General features: G+C 43.8%; 13 protein-coding genes. 7 read left to right on the plus strand and 6 right to left on the minus strand.

Translation table 11 applies throughout. The features are described from left to right. The first annotated feature begins 78 nt into the window (after positions 1-78). The 3 genes from gpmI to HVMH_RS10625 all read left to right on the plus strand — a co-directional run bounded on the left by gpmI (position 79) and on the right by HVMH_RS10625 (position 7798). Positions 79-1644, plus strand: coding sequence for a 2,3-bisphosphoglycerate-independent phosphoglycerate mutase (gpmI, locus tag HVMH_RS10615; RefSeq protein ID WP_029912230.1), 1566 nt, complete (start codon positions 79-81; stop codon positions 1642-1644). A 244-nt stretch (positions 1645-1888) separates the two neighbouring features. Then, positions 1889-6364, plus strand: a complete 4476-nt coding sequence (gene gltB / locus HVMH_RS10620) for a glutamate synthase large subunit (RefSeq protein WP_029912228.1) — start codon at positions 1889-1891, stop codon at positions 6362-6364. A 21-nt stretch (positions 6365-6385) separates the two neighbouring features. Beyond that, the gene (locus HVMH_RS10625; RefSeq protein WP_029912226.1) at positions 6386-7798 is read left to right on the plus strand and encodes a glutamate synthase subunit beta; all 1413 of its coding nucleotides are present in this window, start codon (positions 6386-6388) and stop codon (positions 7796-7798) included. Between the two features lie 91 nt (positions 7799-7889). Here HVMH_RS10625 and HVMH_RS10630 read toward each other — a convergent pair whose 3' ends face one another. From HVMH_RS10630 to HVMH_RS10640, 3 genes are all read right to left on the minus strand, one after another. After that, positions 7890-8870: a GGDEF domain-containing protein gene (locus HVMH_RS10630; RefSeq protein WP_162178152.1), complete on the minus strand. Its 981-nt coding sequence runs from the start codon at positions 8868-8870 to the stop codon at positions 7890-7892. Between the two features lie 10 nt (positions 8871-8880). Continuing rightward, complete coding sequence (locus tag HVMH_RS10635; protein ID WP_029912222.1) at positions 8881-10068, minus strand: EAL and HDOD domain-containing protein; 1188 nt, start codon at positions 10066-10068, stop codon at positions 8881-8883. Between the two features lie 156 nt (positions 10069-10224). Then, positions 10225-11340 carry a pyridoxal-phosphate-dependent aminotransferase family protein gene (locus HVMH_RS10640; RefSeq protein ID WP_029912220.1) on the minus strand — a complete coding sequence of 372 codons (1116 nt, stop codon included), beginning with the start codon at positions 11338-11340 and terminating at the stop codon, positions 10225-10227. A 64-nt stretch (positions 11341-11404) separates the two neighbouring features. Between HVMH_RS10640 and HVMH_RS10645 the strand changes: the two genes are divergently transcribed. Genes HVMH_RS10645 through HVMH_RS10660 form a run of 4 tightly spaced genes read left to right on the plus strand, consistent with a single transcriptional unit; the run spans position 11405 to position 16708 of the window. After that, positions 11405-12841, plus strand: a complete 1437-nt coding sequence (locus HVMH_RS10645; RefSeq protein ID WP_029912218.1) for an FAD-linked oxidase C-terminal domain-containing protein — start codon at positions 11405-11407, stop codon at positions 12839-12841. Beyond that, entirely contained in the window at positions 12841-13794 is a 954-nt protein-coding gene (locus tag HVMH_RS10650) for an FAD-binding protein (protein WP_051623104.1), read from the plus strand. Before HVMH_RS10645 ends, HVMH_RS10650 begins: the two co-directional genes overlap by 1 nt. Further along, the gene (gene glcF / locus HVMH_RS10655; RefSeq protein WP_232087770.1) at positions 13778-14986 is read left to right on the plus strand and encodes a glycolate oxidase subunit GlcF; all 1209 of its coding nucleotides are present in this window, start codon (positions 13778-13780) and stop codon (positions 14984-14986) included. The genes HVMH_RS10650 and glcF overlap by 17 nt, the downstream gene beginning before the upstream one ends. 36 nt (positions 14987-15022) lie before the next feature. Beyond that, positions 15023-16708, plus strand: a complete 1686-nt coding sequence (locus HVMH_RS10660) for a formate--tetrahydrofolate ligase (protein WP_029912211.1) — start codon at positions 15023-15025, stop codon at positions 16706-16708. A gap of 26 nt (positions 16709-16734) precedes the next feature. On the opposite strand, the gene ccoS is transcribed toward HVMH_RS10660, so the two are convergent. The 3 genes from ccoS to HVMH_RS10675 are packed head-to-tail and all read right to left on the minus strand — an operon-like array spanning position 16735 to position 20007. After that, positions 16735-16959, minus strand: coding sequence for a cbb3-type cytochrome oxidase assembly protein CcoS (ccoS, locus tag HVMH_RS10665; protein WP_029912209.1), 225 nt, complete (start codon positions 16957-16959; stop codon positions 16735-16737). Positions 16960-16971: 12 nt separating this feature from the next. Continuing rightward, positions 16972-19464, minus strand: coding sequence for a heavy metal translocating P-type ATPase (locus HVMH_RS10670; RefSeq protein ID WP_029912207.1), 2493 nt, complete (start codon positions 19462-19464; stop codon positions 16972-16974). Beyond that, a complete protein-coding gene (locus HVMH_RS10675) occupies positions 19465-20007 on the minus strand; it encodes a FixH family protein (RefSeq protein ID WP_029912205.1) in 543 nt (180 codons plus the stop codon). Positions 20008-20106: the final 99 nt, after the last annotated feature.

The raw sequence follows: 20106 nt of genomic DNA on the forward strand, positions 1-20106 counted from the left end.
ACAATAAACGTCTATTTACTGTTTTTAACCAAATTCATTAAATTCAAGGACAACCCTCTTTTTTCGACGGAAAATACCATGACTGAAACTGTAAACTTAAAACACCGACCAACTGGATTAATTATTTTGGATGGATGGGGACATCGCGAAGAAACAAAGTACAACGCGATTGCTCAAGCACACACTCCTAACTGGGATGGCTTGCTTTCCAAATTCCCTCACACCCAAATCAATACTTCAGGGTTTGCTGTTGGTTTGCCAGAAGGTCAAATGGGAAATTCGGAAGTTGGGCATATGAACCTTGGCGCTGGCCGCGTGGTCTATCAAGAATTGACTCGCATCCAGAAAGACATTGATGATGGTCGTTTCTTTGAAAACAATGCTTTATTGAAAGCGATTGACTCCGCCATTGACCGTGACCGTACTGTTCACATCCTTGGCCTACTATCCGATGGCGGTGTTCACTCCCACATCAAACACATCAAAGCAGCGATCAAGATGGCTCACGACCGTGGTGCCAATGTTGTGCTACACGCTTTTACCGATGGCCGAGACACATCACCACAAAGTGCACTTCAATACATTGAAGATATTGAAACCTTTATGTCAGAAATCGGTGGCGGACGCATTGCCTCGATTACAGGGCGTTACTACGCTCTGGACAGAGATAACCGCTGGGATCGTGTACACAAAGCCTATGACGTAATTACTTGCGGCATCAGCGAGTTTGAGTATGCTTCAGCCACTGAAGCAGTGGAAGCATCTTATGCACGTGGCGAGAATGATGAATTCATCCAAGCAACTCATATTGCGCTCGAAGATGGTTCAAAAACTCAGGTTCAGGATGGTGATTCAATCATTTTCATGAACTTCCGTTCAGACCGCGCTAGACAACTGACTAAAGCATTTATTTTTGACGACTTTGAAGATTTTCACCGTTGCAAAACACCGGTTTTATCAGCTTTCGTCACCCTAACGGAATACAAAAAGAATTTTGAAAAGTTCGGCGCTTTGGTTGCTTACCGCCCAACGAAACTTCGCAACACTTATGGTGAGTATGTCGCCAAAAAAGGCCTTAAACAACTACGTATTGCCGAAACTGAAAAGTACGCTCACGTCACCTTCTTCTTCAATGGCGGTGTGGAAGAGCCAAACAGAGACGAATACCGTATCCTGGTCAACTCACCAAAAGTTGCAACCTATGATCTACAGCCTGAAATGAGCCTGCCAGAAGTGAAAGCAAAGCTAATCCAAGCGATTCACTCCGGAGAATATGACACCTTTATCTGCAACATCGCCAACCCAGACATGGTTGGTCACACTGGTGTGATGGGAGCTTGTATTAAAGCAGCCGAAGCCGTCGATGAAGCATTAGGGGAAATCCTTAAGGCTCTTAAAGAAGTCGGTGGCGAAGCTATCATTACTGCTGACCATGGAAACCTTGAATTGTTGTTTGACGAAGAAAAAGGAAAACCTCTTACATCTCATACAACCTTCCCGGTTGACATGGTTTACTACGGCGAACGCTCATGCACGCTTAAATCAGGTGGTGCATTGTGTGATGTCATTCCCACCCTGTTCGACATGATGGGCATTGGTCAACCGGATGAAATGACCGGACAATCGCTTTGTTCGTTCAAATAACCCCTTAAAATTCTACGTAGAATTTTTACTGATTTAAAAGCACGTTCAGGAGTCATTTCTCTTGAACGTGCTTTTTTGACTTTAAACAGAGTCGACTTCTCGGCATCCGCATTGAAATTTAACGCGAGACAATTTATAATTTCGCACCATTTTTTATTTTTTCAAGCCCAAAGAAGAACAAGAAAAATTGAAAAAATACAAATATAACAATAAGTTATAACAATAGTATTACAGGAAACTGATTATGAATTCGTTAAACCAACTACAAGGTCTATATTCTCCTGAGTTTGAAAGAGAGAACTGTGGCTTTGGTATGATCGCCCAAATGGACGATCAGCCTAGCCACTGGGCAGTCAAAACCGCGATTGAGTCACTTGGAAACATGACTCACCGTGGTGGTGTTGCTGCAGACTGTTGTACTGGTGATGGATGTGGACTTCTTATCAAGAAGCCTGATCATTTCCTTCAAGACGAAGCGGCTAAGCTAGGCTTCACTCTAACGACTACTTATGCCTGCGGTATGGTTTTCTTAAACCAAGATGCAACTAAAGCAGATTTTGCACGTACAACACTAGAATCTTTACTTAAGGAAAAAGGACTTGATGTTCTTGGTTGGCGAAAAGTTCCTGTTAATTCGTCAGTTCTAGGGAAACAAGCTGCTGGCATGGAACCAGTGATTGAACAAGTCTTCATCAATGCGCCTACAGATATGTCTGAAGCTGACTTCAACCGTGCACTATTTGTTGCTCGCCGCAAAGCTGAAATGGAGATTGAGTCAAACGATGCCACTTTCTACATTGCATCACTAAACAGCCAGTTGTTATCTTACAAAGGCCTTGTAATGCCTAAAGAGCTGCCTTTGTTTTACTTGGATCTACATGACGAACGCTTTGCCTCCTCTTGTATCTCATACCATCAGCGTTTCTCAACCAATACACTACCGCAGTGGCGCTTGGCTCAACCATTCCGCTTCTTGGCGCACAATGGCGAGTTGAACACGATTCGAGGAAATCGCAACTGGGCATTGGCACGTCAAAGCAAATTTGAAACACCACTAATCCCTGAATTATCACAACTAAAACCTTTAGTGGCGCAATCAGGCTCTGACTCCAACTCTTTGGACAACATGTTGGAAGTTCTAATGATGGGTGACATGAAAGTCTTCCAGGCGTTGAGATTATTGATTCCACCAGCTTGGCAAAACATGCCGCACATGGATCCTGACCTTAAAGCGTTCTTAGAGTACAACTCTATGCACATGGAACCTTGGGACGGCCCTGCAGGGATGGTTATCAACACTGGTAAATACGCTATCTGTGGCGTAGACCGTAACGGTCTACGCCCAACACGTTATGTCATCACCAAAGACAGACATGTTACTTTCGCTTCTGAAATCGGTGTTTATAACTACGCTCCGGAAGATATTGTTGAAAAAGGCCGCTTGAAACCAGGCCAAATCATTGCCGTTGATTTGGAGTCAGGAACACTTCTTAAACCACAAGACATCGACAATGAATTGAAAGCTGCTAAGCCATACCGTGAATGGATGGATAAAGGCTATATGCACATTACCGAGAGATTGGACTGCAAAGATCAAACTCGCGACTGGGATGCAGACCAAACAGCAATCTATCAAAAATATTTCCAAGTATCTTTCGAGGAAAGAGATCAGATTATCCGCGTGCTTGCAGAAGCCGGGCAAGAAGCTACTGGCTCAATGGGTGATGATGCACCGCTACCAGTGTTCTCGCACAAAGCGCGCTCTGTATTTGACTATTTCCGTCAAATGTTTGCTCAGGTAACAAATCCACCTATCGACCCACTGCGTGAAAGCATTGTTATGTCTTTGAACACCTGCTTTGGTCGTGAGCTTAACATGTTTGATGAAAGTGCTGATCATGCACGTCGTTTAGAAGTCAAATCACCAATCCTGTCTCCATCCATCATGGAACAGTTGATTAACTTCGGTGATAAGGACTATCAGCATAAGGTCATTTCATTACATTATGACAATGAAGCAACATCACTAAAACAGGCTATCCTAGATGTTTGTGATGAGGCTGTTAACGCCGTCAAGTCAGGCATTACTCTGCTAGTGCTTTCTGACATGAATCTAGTACAAGGTAAACTGACCATTCCATCAGCGATGGCAACTGGTGCAGTTCACCATAGACTGATTAAAGAGGGTCTACGTCCTGAAGCTAACCTAATCATTGAAACGGGTACTGCGAGAGATCCGCATCATTTTGCAGTGCTATTCGGCTATGGCGCAACCGCGGTTTATCCTTACCTAGCATACGAAAGTATTGCCGACATGGTTCGCACGAAAGAACTTGATAGTAAAGTAGCAATGAGCGACTACATCAAGAACTATCGCAAAGGGATCAACAAAGGCTTGATGAAAATTCTTTCAAAAATGGGGATTTCTACCATCACGTCGTACCGCGGATCACAGCTATTTGAAGCCGTTGGTTTAACTCGTGAAATCGTTGATCTATGCTTTACCGGCACACCTTCTCGTATTGAAGGAACAAATTTCGAGCACATCGAAGCTGACAACAAACAGTTAGCTTGGGAAGCGTTCAACCCGCGCAAATTCATCCAACCTGGTGGTTTGTTGAAATATGTTCACGGTGGTGAATACCATGCTTACAACCCTGACGTTGTAAACTACCTACGTGAAGCCGTACAAAAAGGCACGCAAGCTGATTACGACAAGTTTGCGGAGTTGGTTAACAAGCGTCCAGCAATGACTGTTCGTGATTTGATTACTTTTAAAGACGACATCAAATCCATCGACTTGTCAGAAGTTGAACCGATTGAATGCATCTTCAAACGTTTCGATTCAGCTGGTATTTCTTTAGGTGCTCTTTCACCTGAAGCACACGAGGCGCTTGCTATTGCAATGAACCGCCTAGGTGCTCGCTCAAACTCTGGTGAAGGTGCTGAAGATCCTGCGCGTTACGGCACAGAAAAAGTATCTAAGATTAAACAAATCGCATCGGGTCGTTTTGGCGTAACTGCACACTACCTACGTAATGCGGAAGTGCTACAGATCAAAGTCGCCCAAGGTGCTAAGCCAGGTGAAGGCGGTCAATTACCAGGTCATAAAGTTGACTCTATGATTGCAAAACTGCGTCATTCGGTACAGGGTGTTACGCTGATCTCACCGCCGCCTCACCATGACATCTACTCAATTGAAGATTTGGCTCAGCTGATTTTCGACTTGAAGCAGGTTAACCCGAACGCTTTGATTTCCGTCAAGCTGGTTGCTGAACCAGGTGTGGGAACCATCGCTGCTGGTGTTGCAAAAGCTTATGCGGACTTGATTACCATCTCAGGCTACGACGGTGGAACCGGTGCAAGCCCATTAACCTCTGTTAAGTATGCTGGTAACCCATTTGAAATGGGCCTGGTTGAAGCGCATCAAGTGCTGCGTGCAAATGACCTTCGTGGCCAAGTTATCCTACAGGCTGATGGAGGTCTAAAAACAGGTTTAGATGTTGTAAAAGCAGCCATCCTTGGTGCGGAATCTTTCGGTTTCGGAACAGCTCCAATGATTGCACTGGGTTGTAAATACCTACGTATTTGTCACTTGAACACTTGTGCTGTAGGTGTTGCAACACAAGATGAACGCTTGCGTAAGGAGCACTTCATCGGCCTACCTGAAATGGTCATGAACTATTTCACTTTCGTTGCTGAAGAAACACGCCAATGGCTGGCTAAGTTAGGCGTTGCCCGCCTAGAAGATTTGGTAGGTCGTGTTGATCTATTGAAAGTCATTGATGAACCTTTGACGGCCAAGCAAAAGAATATTGATTTGAGCTCCTTCATCTCTGATGGTGGTGTTCCTGAAGACAAACCTCAGACGGTTCAGGTCTCAAGAAATAATCCATGGGATGATGGTCATATTGCCGAAGAAATGGTCAGAGCAACCTTGCCTGCAATCGAAGGTAAAAATGGTGGTATCTTCAACTTCAAACTTGTTAACACTGGCCGCTCAATCGGTGCCCGTGTTGCAGGTGAGATCGCCGAGCGCTATGGTAATGATGGCATGAAGGATTCACCTATCACCCTAAAACTAACAGGAATTGCGGGACAATCATTCGGTGTGTTTAACGTGGATGGCTTGAACCTACACCTTGAAGGTGATGCTAACGATTACGTCGGTAAAGGTATGGCTGGTGGAGAAATTGTCATCAGACCACCACAAAACTCATCATTCGACCCACATGTCACACCTATTGTCGGAAACACCTGCCTATATGGTGCGACTGGCGGTAAGCTATTTGCAAACGGTACAGGTGGTGAGCGCTTTGGTGTTCGTAACTCAGGTGCCATTGCTGTTGTCGAGGGTCTAGGGGATCACGGTTGTGAATACATGACTGGCGGGACAGTGGTTAGCTTGGGCGAAGTTGGCGTTAACTTTGGTGCAGGTATGTCTGGCGGGATGGCGTTCATCCTAGACACGGACCATACATTGCCTGATCGCTTGAACACGGAAATGGTTGAAGCCATTCGCATTGATACTGAAGCAACTGAAGCTTACCGTGTTTATTTGAAAGAATTGATTACGGAATATGCAGAAAAAACCGGAAGTGCTTATGCACAGGACGTTTTGGCTAACTTCAGCAAAATGATTCCAAACTTCTGGTTGGTTAAATCACGTGCTATCAGCATTGATGACTTATTCACCTTGTTCGTGCAAACCGCTGCGTAATTCATAAGGATTGAACAGAAAATGGGAAATGTTAGACAATTTTTAGAGCTTGATCGCCAGCTTCCACCTAAGAAAGAGGCGATGGAACGCAAGCAGAATTTTGAAGAAATCTATACCGAGTTCAGTCTGAATGATGCTATGGCGCAGGCCGATCGCTGCCTTCACTGCGGGAACCCGTATTGCGAATGGGCATGTCCGGTTCATAACTACATTCCAAACTGGTTAAAGCTGGTTTCTGAAGGAAATGTTATTGAAGCCGCTGAGCTATCCCATAAGACCAACTCTCTACCGGAAATGTGCGGTCGTATCTGCCCTCAAGACCGTCTTTGTGAGCAAGCTTGTACTTTAGAAGACACTAACTTCGGCGCGGTTACCATTGGTGCGGTTGAAAAGTACATCACTGACACAGCAACAGACATGGGTTGGACACCAAATCTGACGAACATTGCTATGACGGACAAAAAGGTTGCCATCGTAGGTTCTGGACCTGCTGGTTTAGGTTGTGCAGACATTCTTATCCGCAATGGGGTTAAACCAGTCGTCTTTGAAAAAGAACAAGAGATTGGCGGGCTTCTAACTTTCGGTATTCCACAGTTTAAATTGGACAAAAACATTGTTAGCAAGCGCCGTAAGATTCTAGAAGGTATGGGCGTTGAATTCCGTTGTAGTACTGAAATCGGTAAAGACATCACCTTCCAAGAACTTTTGGACAATTACGATGCTGTTTTCCTTGGCATGGGAACTTACAAACCAATGGCAGGTCGCTTCCCAGGTGAAGATCTACCACAGGTTTACAAGGCTCTAGACTTCCTAATCGGCAACGTAAAAAACGAATTGGGCTATGAACAAAAACCTGAACCTTTTGTCTCAATGAAAGGTAAGAAAGTAGTTGTTCTGGGTGGCGGTGATACCACGATGGACTGTACAAGAACTTCAATCCGTCAAGGTGCCAGCGAAGTTTACTGTGTATATCGTCGTGATGAAGAAAACATGCCTGGTTCACGTGCGGAAGTCAAAAACGCAAAAGAAGAAGGGGTTCAATTCAAGTTCAACTTATCTCCAGTTGAAGTGGTTGAAAAAGACGGTCAAGTTTCAGGCTTGAAAGTTGTGGAAACACGCATGGGTGAACCAGATGAAAACGGCCGTCGTCGTGCGGAAATCGTTGAAGGTTCTGAGCAAGTGATTGACTGTGATGCGGTTATCGTTGCGTTTGGTTTCCAACCTAACCCACCTGCTTGGTTTGAAGACTTCGGTATCAACCTAACTGACTGGAATACTGTGGTTGCTGCTGACAGCACACAATATCCATTCCAAACCAGTAATGAAAAAGTATTCTCCGGTGGCGATATGGTAAGAGGATCAAGCCTAGTCGTTCATGCTATCGCAGAAGGGCGCTCGGCAGCAGAAGGGATTCTAGACTATTTAAAAGTCTAATCCATTCATTCTGTTTGCGCATAAAAAAAGCGGTTTCGATTTTATCGACACCGCTTTTTTTATACCCCAACCTGGCAGATTTTTTGATTGGCTACAGTGCCTTGACAGAAAACTGGTTTCTGCCATTGTCTTTGGCAAAATACAGTCCTTGATCTGCCTCCTTAAACAAGCGATGAAACTCGCTATCCGCAGTGGCTGCGCCTATGGAAACTGTTACGCATTCTGTTGGGCTTAACTTGATTTCTTGCACCCTAGACAAGAGTCTCTCGCAGATAGCACGCAAGTCTGACTCTTGTACCTCTTCCAAAAACACCAAAAACTCATCGCCGCCCCACCGACCAATCAAATCATTTGGACGTACCACTGATACAATCGCTTTAGCCACCTCTTCTAGTACTCGATCGCCTTCTACATGCCCTAACTTGTCATTGACGTTCTTGAAGTAATCGATATCCACAATCATCAGCGCTTTACTGCCAATATCATTATCTCGTGCCCAAGAGTCGATCTTCTCGTCAATAAAGCGGCGATTTAACAGCCCAGTTAAAGAGTCGGTTTCACTTTGTTTCTTTTTCGCTTCCATATTTCTGGTTAGCTCGGAACTTTGCCTATGAATCAAATATTCATGAATACTCGACAGTAAGATGACTGCCAGCGCAACCGCATAAAACCTATCTGGAATGAAGTAGTGAATATAGCCGGAAGTTGCCAAAAACAAAATCAATAGTAAATACAGAACCGATGCCACAAAACCGATAAAGAACCCTGCAACATGGAGTATTGAAATAAAAATGGGGATGCTCCACAAATAGGCCGTATTTTGGTGCCCACCATCGATAGATAAATAAACGAGAAACGGCAGGGTTACCAATGTAAACCCAAGCTTTATGCCAAGAGTGAGACCACGTTTGTCTATGGCATAAATCAGTCCGATCAGAATAAAGAAAAAGACGACTAGAACAACGGCATTAGCATATTTTTGATGAAAAAATGAAAGTGCGGCAAAGAAGGTGAGAAAAGACAAGTAAATGGCAAACAGCAGACGGATCCTAAATTCCGTTTTAGCAAACACATTCATCTCGCTAGAACCTCACTTCATTGACTTCCGACAATGCTTTCATGTAAAGCTTAACGTGATCGGTATTAATACCATGATCACTAGCGGATTCAAACTGTTTAGCAATGGCTAGGAGTTGTCCATAAGAGTTTTCACCCTTACAAATCCCAAACTTGATCTCTTCATTAATTGGCAACTGCTTTAGAGCATCTTCCATTTCTTGCTGCAAAATAACATCCAACATCGAAAACAAACCTGCCAGATAATAAGAATCTACTGCTCCGTGGCCTTCATGTTGTGCAAGGCTTCGCATAAATACTGCTCGTGTCCTCGCCAGGTTGAAAACCTCTGGCACAATATCATCCAATATGGACATTGAGACCAGCGTTGCCCAGGATTGAACTCGCTTCAAACCAAACAACATCATCACATCACGCAAAGAAGAGAACTCAGGCATACTCAGAGAACGATATTGTTCAGCCATTTTCATCAACTTGTGAGTTAAACCGACATCCCGCTCAACAATTTCTATCAATTGATCAATATGCAAATTATCGTCCGAAATTTTTTCCAATAGCAGGATCAGGTTGTGCCGTCCGACATTGAGTTGCTTACCGGAAATCACCTCAGGTTTTGCAAAAAAATACCCTTGAAAATAGTCGGCACCGGCCTGTTTACAGACTTCGAACATTTCTTTGGTTTCCACCCTTTCGGCGATAATCTTCACATTGGTAATTTGTTTTACTTTCGTAAATAGGGCGGGAATATTTTCGGGCTTTACGTACTGAACATCAAACTTGATAATGTCCGCTAATTGTATCAATGGAACCAAACGTTTCTTGAAAACAAAATCATCCAGTGCAATGATGTAACCTTGCCCTTTTAATACTTTAATTCCTTCAATCACGTCTTCTGTTGGCGGAACATCTTCCAACACTTCAACCACAATATTATCAGGGGAAAAACAGGGCGTTTCTGTACTTAAGAAAAAACTTTCGGGGAAATTGATAAATGCTTGATGCTGACCAACGATACTCTCGAGTCCCAACCCCATCATAGAATTATGAATGACGGCAGCCGTAGCTTCTTGGCCTGAGTCAAAAACGGCTTCATTGGGATCGAAACCACCACGGAAAAGCAACTCATAACCATAAAGCTTGCTTTCTCTATTCATAATCGGCTGACGCCCGATGAAGAATTCGCTATTGGACATACTCGTATGAAACAAACATTAATAATGAAATCATCTTATCACTTCGATAAGTAGTAAGCATTAATTATTATTTTTCAACGATAAAGAACCGTTTTAAATTTAAGAGTGGCGAAAAGGAAAAGTGCGGCTTGCCAAATTGGCAAGCCGCTTTGATACTTATTTATTCAGTACTTTTTTCAGAGCAGATAAGCAGAATAAAACATTTTCTTCTTTTGCAGAGAAGCCCATCAAACCAATACGCCAAACTTTCCCCGCAAAATCACCCAGTCCAGCACCAATTTCCAAGTTATAGGTGTTTAGCAGTTCAGAACGCACCGCGGCATCATCAACACCTTCAGGAATCCAAACAGAGTTCAATTGCGGCAAACGAATATCTTCATCTACAACAAACCCAATTCCCATTTCTTCCAAGCCGGCTTTAAGCTTATCGTGCATAGACTTATGCCTAGCCCAAGCATTTTCCAAACCTTCTTCATGCAACATGACCAAAGATTCATGCAAAGCATAAAGCGCGTTGATTGGCGCAGTGTGGTGATATGCACGTTTAGCGCCTTGCCCCCAATATCCCATGACAAGATTTAGGTCTAAAAACCAACTTTGAACTTTAGTTTTACGGTTACGAACCTTGTCCAATGCTTTTTCGCTGAAGCTAACAGGAGACAAGCCTGGCGTACAAGACAAACACTTTTGTGTACCGGAATAAATGGCGTCAATACCCCACTCGTCAACACGCAACTCCACTCCCCCAAGAGAAGTTACTGCATCAACAATCGTCAAACAATCATGCTTACGTGCGATTTCACATAGCGTTTTTGCATCCGAACATGCGCCTGTAGAAGTTTCCGCATGAACAAACGCCAAGATTTTCGCATCTGCATTTGCCGCTAGCGTTTCTTCTACTTTTTCCGGTGAAACTGCCTTACCCCAGTCATCATGCACTTCGACGCATACACCACCAGCTCTCTCAACGTTTTCTTTCATACGCATACCGAAAACACCGTTGATACATACCACTACTTTATCGCCTGGCTCAACCAAGTTAGCAAAACAGGTTTCCATTCCGGCGGAACCTGGAGCAGACACAGGCATCGTCATAGCATTTTCAGTTTGAAACGCGTGTTTCAACATCGTTTTAACTTCATCCATCATGCCAACAAACGCTGGATCAAGATGTCCAATAGTTGGCCTTGCCATTGCTGACAAAATACGTGGATGAACATCTGATGGGCCAGGACCCATCAACGTACGAACAGGGGGATTAAATGACTGCATAAAAAACAGATTCCTATAAAAAATGTGTTTAAAAAATTGATCTAGGTCAATTATAATTGGAACAATGAATGTTGTTCAAGAATTATTACACCGCTTACCACGAGACCAAGTCATCGTTGATGATGAGCAAAAAGCACCGTTTGAATGTGATGGTCTATCGGCTTATAGAGAAAAACCGCTAGCTGTCGTTTTACCTGCTGACATTGAGCAAGTAAAGCAAGCTTTAGCTATTTGCAGAAAGCATAACACACCTGTTATCACTCGTGGTTCAGGAACAGGACTTTCGGGCGGATCGCTGCCTTTAAAAAATGGCGTAGTATTAGGCTTAACTAAGATGAACCGCATTCTGGAAATTGACCCTTTAGCCAGAACGGCAGTGGTTGAACCTGGGGTACGGAACATTACCATTTCGCAGGAAGCGGCTCCTCACAACCTGTACTACGCACCAGACCCTTCCTCTCAAGTGGCTTGCTCCATCGGCGGGAATGTCGCAGAAAACTCCGGCGGCGTTCACTGCTTGAAATACGGTTTGACCGTACACAATGTACTCGCCATCAAAATCATCACCATTGATGGCGAAGAACTGGTGCTGGATTATCGTGACGATGGCGTTGATCTTTTAGCACTACTGAATGGCTCCGAAGGATTACTAGGCGTCATTGTCGAAATCAAAGTTAAACTGCTCCCTAAACCAGATGCTTCTCAACTCATCATGGCAGCTTTCGAAAAAGTCAGCGACTGTGCCAATGCTGTCACAAATATTCTAAAGTCGGGCATCATCCCTGCTGGATTGGAAATGATGGACAAATTTTCCATCAAAGCCGCCGAGGCGTTTGCGCATGTAGGGTACCCTCTTGAAGCTGCCGCCCTACTATTATGTGAAGTTGATGGCAACCAATATCAAGTTGAAGCTGATACGGAAACTGTATCGAGAGTTTTGAAAGAAAACGGCGCTTACATGCTAAAACTGTCCCGCAATGATGAAGAACGAATTGCACTATGGCAAGGCCGTAAGAATGCCTTCCCTGCTGTTGGTCGCCTTTCTCCTGATTACTACTGTATGGATGGAACTATCCCAAGAAATCAATTGGCCCATGTGCTGGATGAAATCGAAAGAATGTCAAAACATTACGAGTTGAAAGTCGCCAACGTTTTCCACGCCGGGGATGGCAATTTGCACCCTTTAATCCTATACGATGCACAAATTCCGGGCGAACTCAAAAAAACAGAATTGTTTGGCGCTGAAATTTTAAAGCTTTGCATTAATGTCGGCGGAACAATCACTGGTGAACACGGTGTGGGCGTTGAAAAGCTGGACTCCATGTGCCAACAGTTCTCAGCACCTGAAATCGAAATCTTCCATAAAATAAAACGTGTTTTTGACCCTGAAAACCTGTTAAACCCTGGTAAAGCAGTACCAACCTTGCATAGGTGCGCAGAACTCGGTCACATGCACGTTCATAACGGCCAACTACCTTTTGCCGACTTGGAGCGTTTCTAATGCCATTGACACCTTTCCAAGAACAAATAAAACAGGCTTTGCATGAAAAACACCGCTTGCAAATTATAGGCAATCAAAGCAAAGTTGCCTTAAATCATGATCACCAGGCTTTGGATATGAGTGGCTATGCGGGCATTACCAGTTATGACCCTGCCGAACTAGTCGTAACGGTAAAAGCGGGAACTAAAATTTCAGACTTGAAACAGGAACTTGCCGAACACAATCAAATGCTGGCTTTTGACACGCCTGACTACGGTGACTCCACCATTGGCGGCAATTATGCTTGTGGCTTATCCGGTCCCTCTCAGCCATTTTTCGGTGCTTTGCGAGATTTTGTACTTGGCATTAAAATGGTCGATGGACAAGGTCAACAACTGACTTTTGGCGGCCAAATGATCAAAAACGTTGCCGGCTATGACGTTGCTCGTCTACTGGTAGGGTCAAAAGGACTTTTTGGCCTCGTTACTGAAATCAGTTTAAAAGTCCTTCCATTGATGGAAGAAAAAACCTACTCCATAGAAATGGGTCAAGCCGACGCGATTGTCAAAATGAACGAAATGGCAGGCACAGCTCTTCCGATTTCCGGTTGCGCATACTACCAAGGGAAACTTTATTATCGATTGATTGGCGTTCATCCACCTCAGTCAGCTATGCCGGAAGACAACCATATTTGGCAGAAAATGAACCCTTTTAGACCAGAGATTAGTGGAAAGCAGAAATTATGGCGCGTCAGTACCGACTCCATGCATCCACCAATCCACAACACCCTATTAGTCGACCAAATTGGCGCAAGGCGTTGGGTCGTCAGCGAAAACAAGCCAGATGTTTCTCATGTCGATTTGTGGAGCTTGCAAGAAAAGACAAGACGTCCATCGTTTGACTCACATACAAAAATCACTGACATAAAACGGGGGTTAAAGTCAGTGTTTGATCCTTATGAAATTTTCTACTGACTTTATGAAAACAGAACTTGCTAAAGACTTACTTTCCCCTTCAGATACACAAACTGCCGATAAAATTTTAAGGGCATGTGTACACTGTGGCTTCTGCCTTTCCGCTTGCCCAACTTATGGAATTCTCGGTGATGAACTCGACTCTCCCCGTGGAAGAATCTACCTCATTAAACAAACCTTAGAAGGCAATGCCACTTCAGAAAACTCACTGAAGCATTTAGATAGATGTCTTACCTGTCGCTCATGCGAGACAACTTGTCCTTCTGGCGTTGAGTACGGACATTTACTTGATATTGGCCGTAAGGTCATGGAACAACAAAGCCCTCGTGCATGGCATCAGCGAATTGTCCGTTATGCATTGCGCTCTTTACTCACTTCTCCAAAACTGTTCAATTTTCTGATTGCGCTGACCCCTTGGAATAAACACCATAACGTAAATAAAAAGTTACAGTTGCAGACAGAGTCCCAAAAAGATGTTCTTCACAGTACTAAGAGCGTGTTATTGATTGCCGGGTGCGTACAACCTACGTTAGCACCTAACATCAACTTGTCTTCCAAGAGCGTGCTTTATAAACTTGGCTATGACGTGATCGAAACACCGCAATCTCAATGCTGTGGTGCGATCAACCACCATCTGTCTGGGGAAGATGCCGCACTAGAGCAAATCAAGGAAAACATTGATTCTTGGGCGGCACAACTTGACCAAGGTGCCGAGGCCATCATCTCGAATGCCAGTGGTTGTGGCGTGATGATTAAAGATTATGCGCATCTATTAAAAGATGATGAAAACTATGCGGCAAAAGCCAAACGTATTGTAGAACATACCTGCGATATTTCTGAATTCCTACTCAATCAGGATTTATCCCAGTTTAAAAAGGAGAGCAATCAGAAGATTGTTTTCCAATCGCCCTGCACTTTGCAACATGGTCAAAAACTGCCAGGTCGGGTAGAAGCACTGTTAACTGATTTAGGATTTACATTGAGTCCAGTGAAGGATGCGCACCTTTGCTGCGGCTCTGCAGGAACGTATTCTATCTTTCAGAAAAAATTATCTTATCAACTTAGAGACAACAAGATTCAGTCGCTTTTAAAAGAAGCTCCCGAAATCATTGTTACCGCAAATATCGGTTGTCTAACACACCTCCAAAAGGGGACTAGCACACCGGTTAAACACTGGATAGAACTTCTTTAAAAAAAGAAGTCTCTTACTACTTTTAGGAAACTGACGATGTCTGATATCGAGATTGCACAACGTGCAAAGATGAAGCCCATTATCGGATTGGCGGCTGAGAAATTCGGGATTCCAGCAGAGCATTTAGATCCTTATGGGCATTACAAAGCAAAACTCTCATTAGAGTATGTAGACAGCCTTTCGCATCAAGCACAAGAAGGCAAACTGGTTTTGGTCACGGCAATTAGCCCAACACCTGCCGGAGAAGGCAAAACAACCACAACTGTCGGCTTGGGCGACGCACTCAATAGAATCGGCAAAAAGACGATTATTTGCCTTAGAGAACCGTCTCTTGGACCATGCTTTGGTATGAAAGGCGGTGCAGCAGGCGGTGGTTATTCGCAAGTTGTTCCTATGGAAGATATTAACCTGCACTTCACTGGTGACTTCCATGCTATCGCCGTTGCCCACAACCTTTTATCTGCCATGATCGATAACCATATCAATCATGGCAATGCGCTGGACATTGACCCTAGACGCATCAAATGGAAACGCGTGGTGGACATGAATGATCGTGCCCTAAGGGAAATCACGGTTGGTCAGGGCGGCCCCGCTAATGGTTATTTACGTGAAGACGGTTTTGATATTGTTGTGGCATCTGAAGTCATGGCTATTCTATGCCTTGCAACAAACAGAGCAGACTTAAAGGAACGCCTTGGAAGAATCGTTATCGGCTATAAAACAGATAAAGTTACACCCGTTTACGCAAGCGACTTAAAAGCTCACGGTGCAATGGCTGCATTACTAAAAGATGCCATCAAACCGAATATTGTCCAAACACTGGAAAATAACATTGCGCTGGTTCATGGTGGACCATTCGCCAACATCGCTCATGGCTGCAACTCAGTGACAGCCACAAAGACCGCATTAAAGCTGGCTGATTACACCATTACAGAAGCTGGCTTCGGTGCTGACTTAGGTGCTGAAAAGTTCTTGAACATCAAGTGCCGTTCAGCCAAACTCGCACCCTCTGCTGTCGTATTAGTCGCAACCGTTCGTGCCTTAAAATACCATGGTGGTGTTGACCGAATCCACTTAAACCAGGAAAACCTTGAGGCTGTTGAAAAAGGCTTTGAAAACCTTGAACGCCACATCACCAATGTGACTAAAAACTACCAACTGCCCTGTGTAGTCTGCATCAATCATTTCACTTACGATACTGATGCTGAGACCGACATGATCATCGAAAAATGTTCTGACCTCGGTGTTAAGTGTATCGTATCGAAGCACTGGGCTGAAGGTGGTGCAGGCGCTGAAGCATTAGCAAATGAAGTTGTCAGCATGGTTGAAGGATCAACCATCTCTCCTGACAATCTAAACCTGCTTTATCCTGATAACATGCCTATCTGGAACAAGATTGAAACCATTGCAACTAAGCTTTACGGCGCGTCGGAAATTGTTGCCAGTGATAAAGTAAAGGGAGAGATTGCCGAGCTTCAGGAAAAGTATGGTGATCTACCGATTTGCATGGCAAAAACGCAAATGTCCTTCTCGACCAATCCATCTTTGAAAGGAGCGCCAACAGGGCACAGTGTTGAAATCAGCAGTGTTAAGCTTGAGCATGGTGCGGGCTTTATTGTCGCTATTGCAGGCAACATGATGACCATGCCGGGGCTACCCAAAACGCCTACTGCAGAAAAAATAGACATTGATGACAATGGCGTCATTACAGGTTTGTTCTAGTCAAAAAAGCTGACAGCCATAGGTTTCTATGGCTGTTCTTTTTCCTTATTTTCAGGACTGCTTTGCTGCTCTCGAGCTGCTTCTTTAGTGTCTCGAACTTCATCTTCTTCATATTCATCATCAAGAAAAATACTATTCGCAGCACCATCCAAATCATCCAATTGACCGGATTTTGCCATCAAGATAAACACGACAACAGAAATAAAGCCGGCAATCAACATCATGGGGATTAAGCCAAAAATAACATCCACTGCAACACTCTCCTACTGATGTATTTTTTGGCGACGTTTGGCAATTGCACGCTTACTAAAGAAAGTTCTAATTCGGGCGGCATTACCAACAACAATCAAGCTACTTAACGGCATTGTTACTGCTGCAATCAATGGAGTTAAAGTCGCTGCCATCGCCAGTGGAACCAAAGTAATATTGTAAATGATACTACTGGCAATATTCTGTTTAATCGTTCTAAGCGTTCTGGCAGACAACTCAACAGCCGTGTCAATCGACAACAATTCATTGTTAAGCAATACAATGTCAGCACTGTCCATTGAAATATCTGTTCCAGAACCTAGCGCAAAACCAACATCCGATCGAACCAGTGCTGGTGCATCATTGATACCATCACCCACCATTGCTACGCGAACACCAGTGGCTTGGATTTGCTTGATTTTTTCATGCTTATCCTTTGGCAGTACTTCCGCAATAACTTCCATGCCGCCAAGCTTTTCAGCAACCGTTCGAGCAACAGCTTCTCTGTCACCACTAAGCAAGGTAACAGCTTTACCTTTTGCTTTTAGACGATTGATTAGCTCAAGCGCATCTGAGCGCAGTTCATCTTCCAAGAACAAAATGCCGATAATTTCTTTATCCCTTGAAACCCAAACCGATGTTTGCCCTTTCTCAGCACGTTCATCCTGTAAAGCAATAAATTTCTCAGGCAATGCCATGCCATAATCTTGTAGCCAAGCTGCCGTTCCCATCAGATAGTGCTTACCATGGTAGCGGGCTTCAACCCCTCTACCAGGATGTGCCTGGAAGAATTCTACATCCATATTCTGATGTGTCAGCTCAGGATACATCTCTTCAAGACTTAAACATACAGCCTTAGCCAAACTGTGCTCAGAATGGTATTCAACACGGAAAATGTCTTTTAGCGTTTCTGCTTGATCTCCAACGCCTTCAACAAAATGACTATCGACTAAACGCATCTGCCCTTTGGTCAAAGTACCTGTTTTATCAAAAACAAAATGCTCAACATCATTCAAAGTTTCAAGCAACGCACCGTTTTTAATCAAAATACCGTGGTTTGCGGACACGCCCGACGCCACGGCTGTTGCCATAGGTGTCGCTAGCCCGAATGCACAAGGGCAAGTAATAATTAATACTGAAGTCGCTGCAATCATCGCCGTCTGAATATCAGCCTTCACAATCCAGTAAACAAAACTCATAGTTGCCAAGGTAATAATGACCGTAACAAACCATGGCATGATGCGCTCCGCAGTACATTGAATACTAGCCTTCGCACCTTGAGCTTCTTCAACAAGCTCAACAATTTTTCCTAACATAGTTTCATGCATCACCGCATCAACTTCGATGGTTAAAGAGCCATCTATGTTATTGGTACCCGCCGAAACTTTTGAGCCTTCTTTTTTCAGCACTTCTGTTGATTCACCACTTAACATAGCCTCATCAACATTTCCCGTACCGGAAACGACCGTTCCATCAACAGGAATCTGATCACCTGGCTTAACGATTACTAAATCTTTCTTACGCAACCTTGAGACTGAAACCACTTCAAAGCCATCTTCGGTCTTCAGGCGTGCTACCTTTGGCTGCAATTCAACCAGCCTTCTGGTCGCATCGACTGCTTTGTTCTTGGATATGGCTTCTATATACCGCCCTATCAACAACAGGAAGATAAAGTCGACCATGGTATCGAAATACACTTCACCCGGATGGTTTGAATCCACTGTTACCCAAAATGAATACAGATAGGTGGTAATTACCCCTAAGGAAATAGAAACATCCATCCCTACACTTCTGGATTTAATGGATGTCATTGCACCTTGAAAAAAAGGTTTTGCGGAATAGAGAATAACTGCTGTCGCAATAACGAACTCTATCCAGTGGAAATAACTCCTGAATTCACTTTCAGTATCGGCGCCAGAATAAAGTGCGACGGAAAACCACATGACATTCATCATGGCAAATCCGGCGAAGCCTAGGCGGAATAGTAAGTCTCTATTGGCTTTTCGGAAGGCTTTTTGACTTGCTGATGGATCATAAGGGGTCGCATCATAACCAATCTTATTAAGCTTTTTTATGATTTCGGAGAGTTTGATGCGGTCGTTATCCCAACGCACTTTGATTTGTTTGTTGGTGAAATTAACTTTTGCTAGCAGTACCCCATCAATTTTCGCGAGTGTATGCTCTATCAGCCAAATACATGCCGCACAGTGAATGGCTTCTGAAATAAGAGTAATTTCTCTTTTAGAAGAAAGTTCCGACACATACTGAGCTTGAACTTCATCGTAGTCAAAGAACGATGCATCTTTGCTTGGCGGTGGTGGTGGTGACAATAGGTCACCTTCTATCGTACGTTTGTAAAAGCTCTCCATTCCAGCTTCATAGATTGCATCACAAACACCTGCGCAGCCATGACAACAAAAAGATCGCTCTACATCCTTAATAGGTTGTAATACAAGCTCTCCTTTTTCAATTTGCTGGCCGCAGTGAAAACAAGACCCGATAGACACTTATTGACCTTTATCCTGAACCATAACAGAACGGCCAAGGTTGAAAACATCTTTCCCTTTCGTCACTTCCATTACAAAATCATATTTACCTTTAAGTGGTAAATTGATCGTTCCCTGATAAACGCCCGTTTTGCTTGAGTGCTCCAGCTTAAGCTGACCATCATAATTCTTATCAGAGGGGCGGTAGTAGTAAAGAATGGCGGTATCAACATCCATTGCCTTTCCGGATTTGTCATGCACGGTAACGACAATTTGTTGGCTCTTACCTTGCGTCAAAATAGGAATGCTAATATCCATATCCCATCCGAGAGCTTCCATCTTCTTTCTTCTGGCAATGATTTGCCCCATATCCTGACCCTTTTCATAATAATCTGAAATTGTCAGTCCAGGGAAAGTCACAATTGCCATACTTACCATGAAGAAATTCACGGAAACAACAATTACCAAGATAACAAACCAGCCAACTACAAAAGGATTTTTCCAAGCAACGCTCCAATCCTTTTGCTTACCGTCTTTTGAAAGTGCTTGTTTTGATTCAGCCAAAAGTTTTCCCCTCAAAATAAAAAGCCCTAGAATTCTAGGGCTATCATTATATAGTATTGTTTCTTTTTTATAATCGATTAGTCTGACAAAAGTCTTGAA

Origin of the sequence: Hydrogenovibrio marinus, from assembly GCF_013340845.1 — a bacterium.
GTDB lineage: Bacteria > Pseudomonadota > Gammaproteobacteria > Thiomicrospirales > Thiomicrospiraceae > Hydrogenovibrio > Hydrogenovibrio marinus.

What these genes read in the sequence shown, in the direction of transcription:
- HVMH_RS10660 (WP_029912211.1), top strand. Translation starts at nt 15,023, where the DNA reads ATGTCTGATATCGAGATTGCACAACGTGCAAAGATGAAGCCCATTATC.
- HVMH_RS10645 (WP_029912218.1), top strand. Translation starts at nt 11,405, where the DNA reads ATGAATGTTGTTCAAGAATTATTACACCGCTTACCACGAGACCAAGTC.
- HVMH_RS10650 (WP_051623104.1), top strand. Translation starts at nt 12,841, where the DNA reads ATGCCATTGACACCTTTCCAAGAACAAATAAAACAGGCTTTGCATGAA.
- glcF (WP_232087770.1), top strand. Translation starts at nt 13,778, where the DNA reads ATGAAATTTTCTACTGACTTTATGAAAACAGAACTTGCTAAAGACTTA.
- gpmI (WP_029912230.1), top strand. Translation starts at nt 79, where the DNA reads ATGACTGAAACTGTAAACTTAAAACACCGACCAACTGGATTAATTATT.
- HVMH_RS10625 (WP_029912226.1), top strand. Translation starts at nt 6,386, where the DNA reads ATGGGAAATGTTAGACAATTTTTAGAGCTTGATCGCCAGCTTCCACCT.
- HVMH_RS10640 (WP_029912220.1), bottom strand. Translation starts at nt 11,340, where the DNA reads ATGCAGTCATTTAATCCCCCTGTTCGTACGTTGATGGGTCCTGGCCCA.
- gltB (WP_029912228.1), top strand. Translation starts at nt 1,889, where the DNA reads ATGAATTCGTTAAACCAACTACAAGGTCTATATTCTCCTGAGTTTGAA.
- HVMH_RS10635 (WP_029912222.1), bottom strand. Translation starts at nt 10,068, where the DNA reads ATGTCCAATAGCGAATTCTTCATCGGGCGTCAGCCGATTATGAATAGA.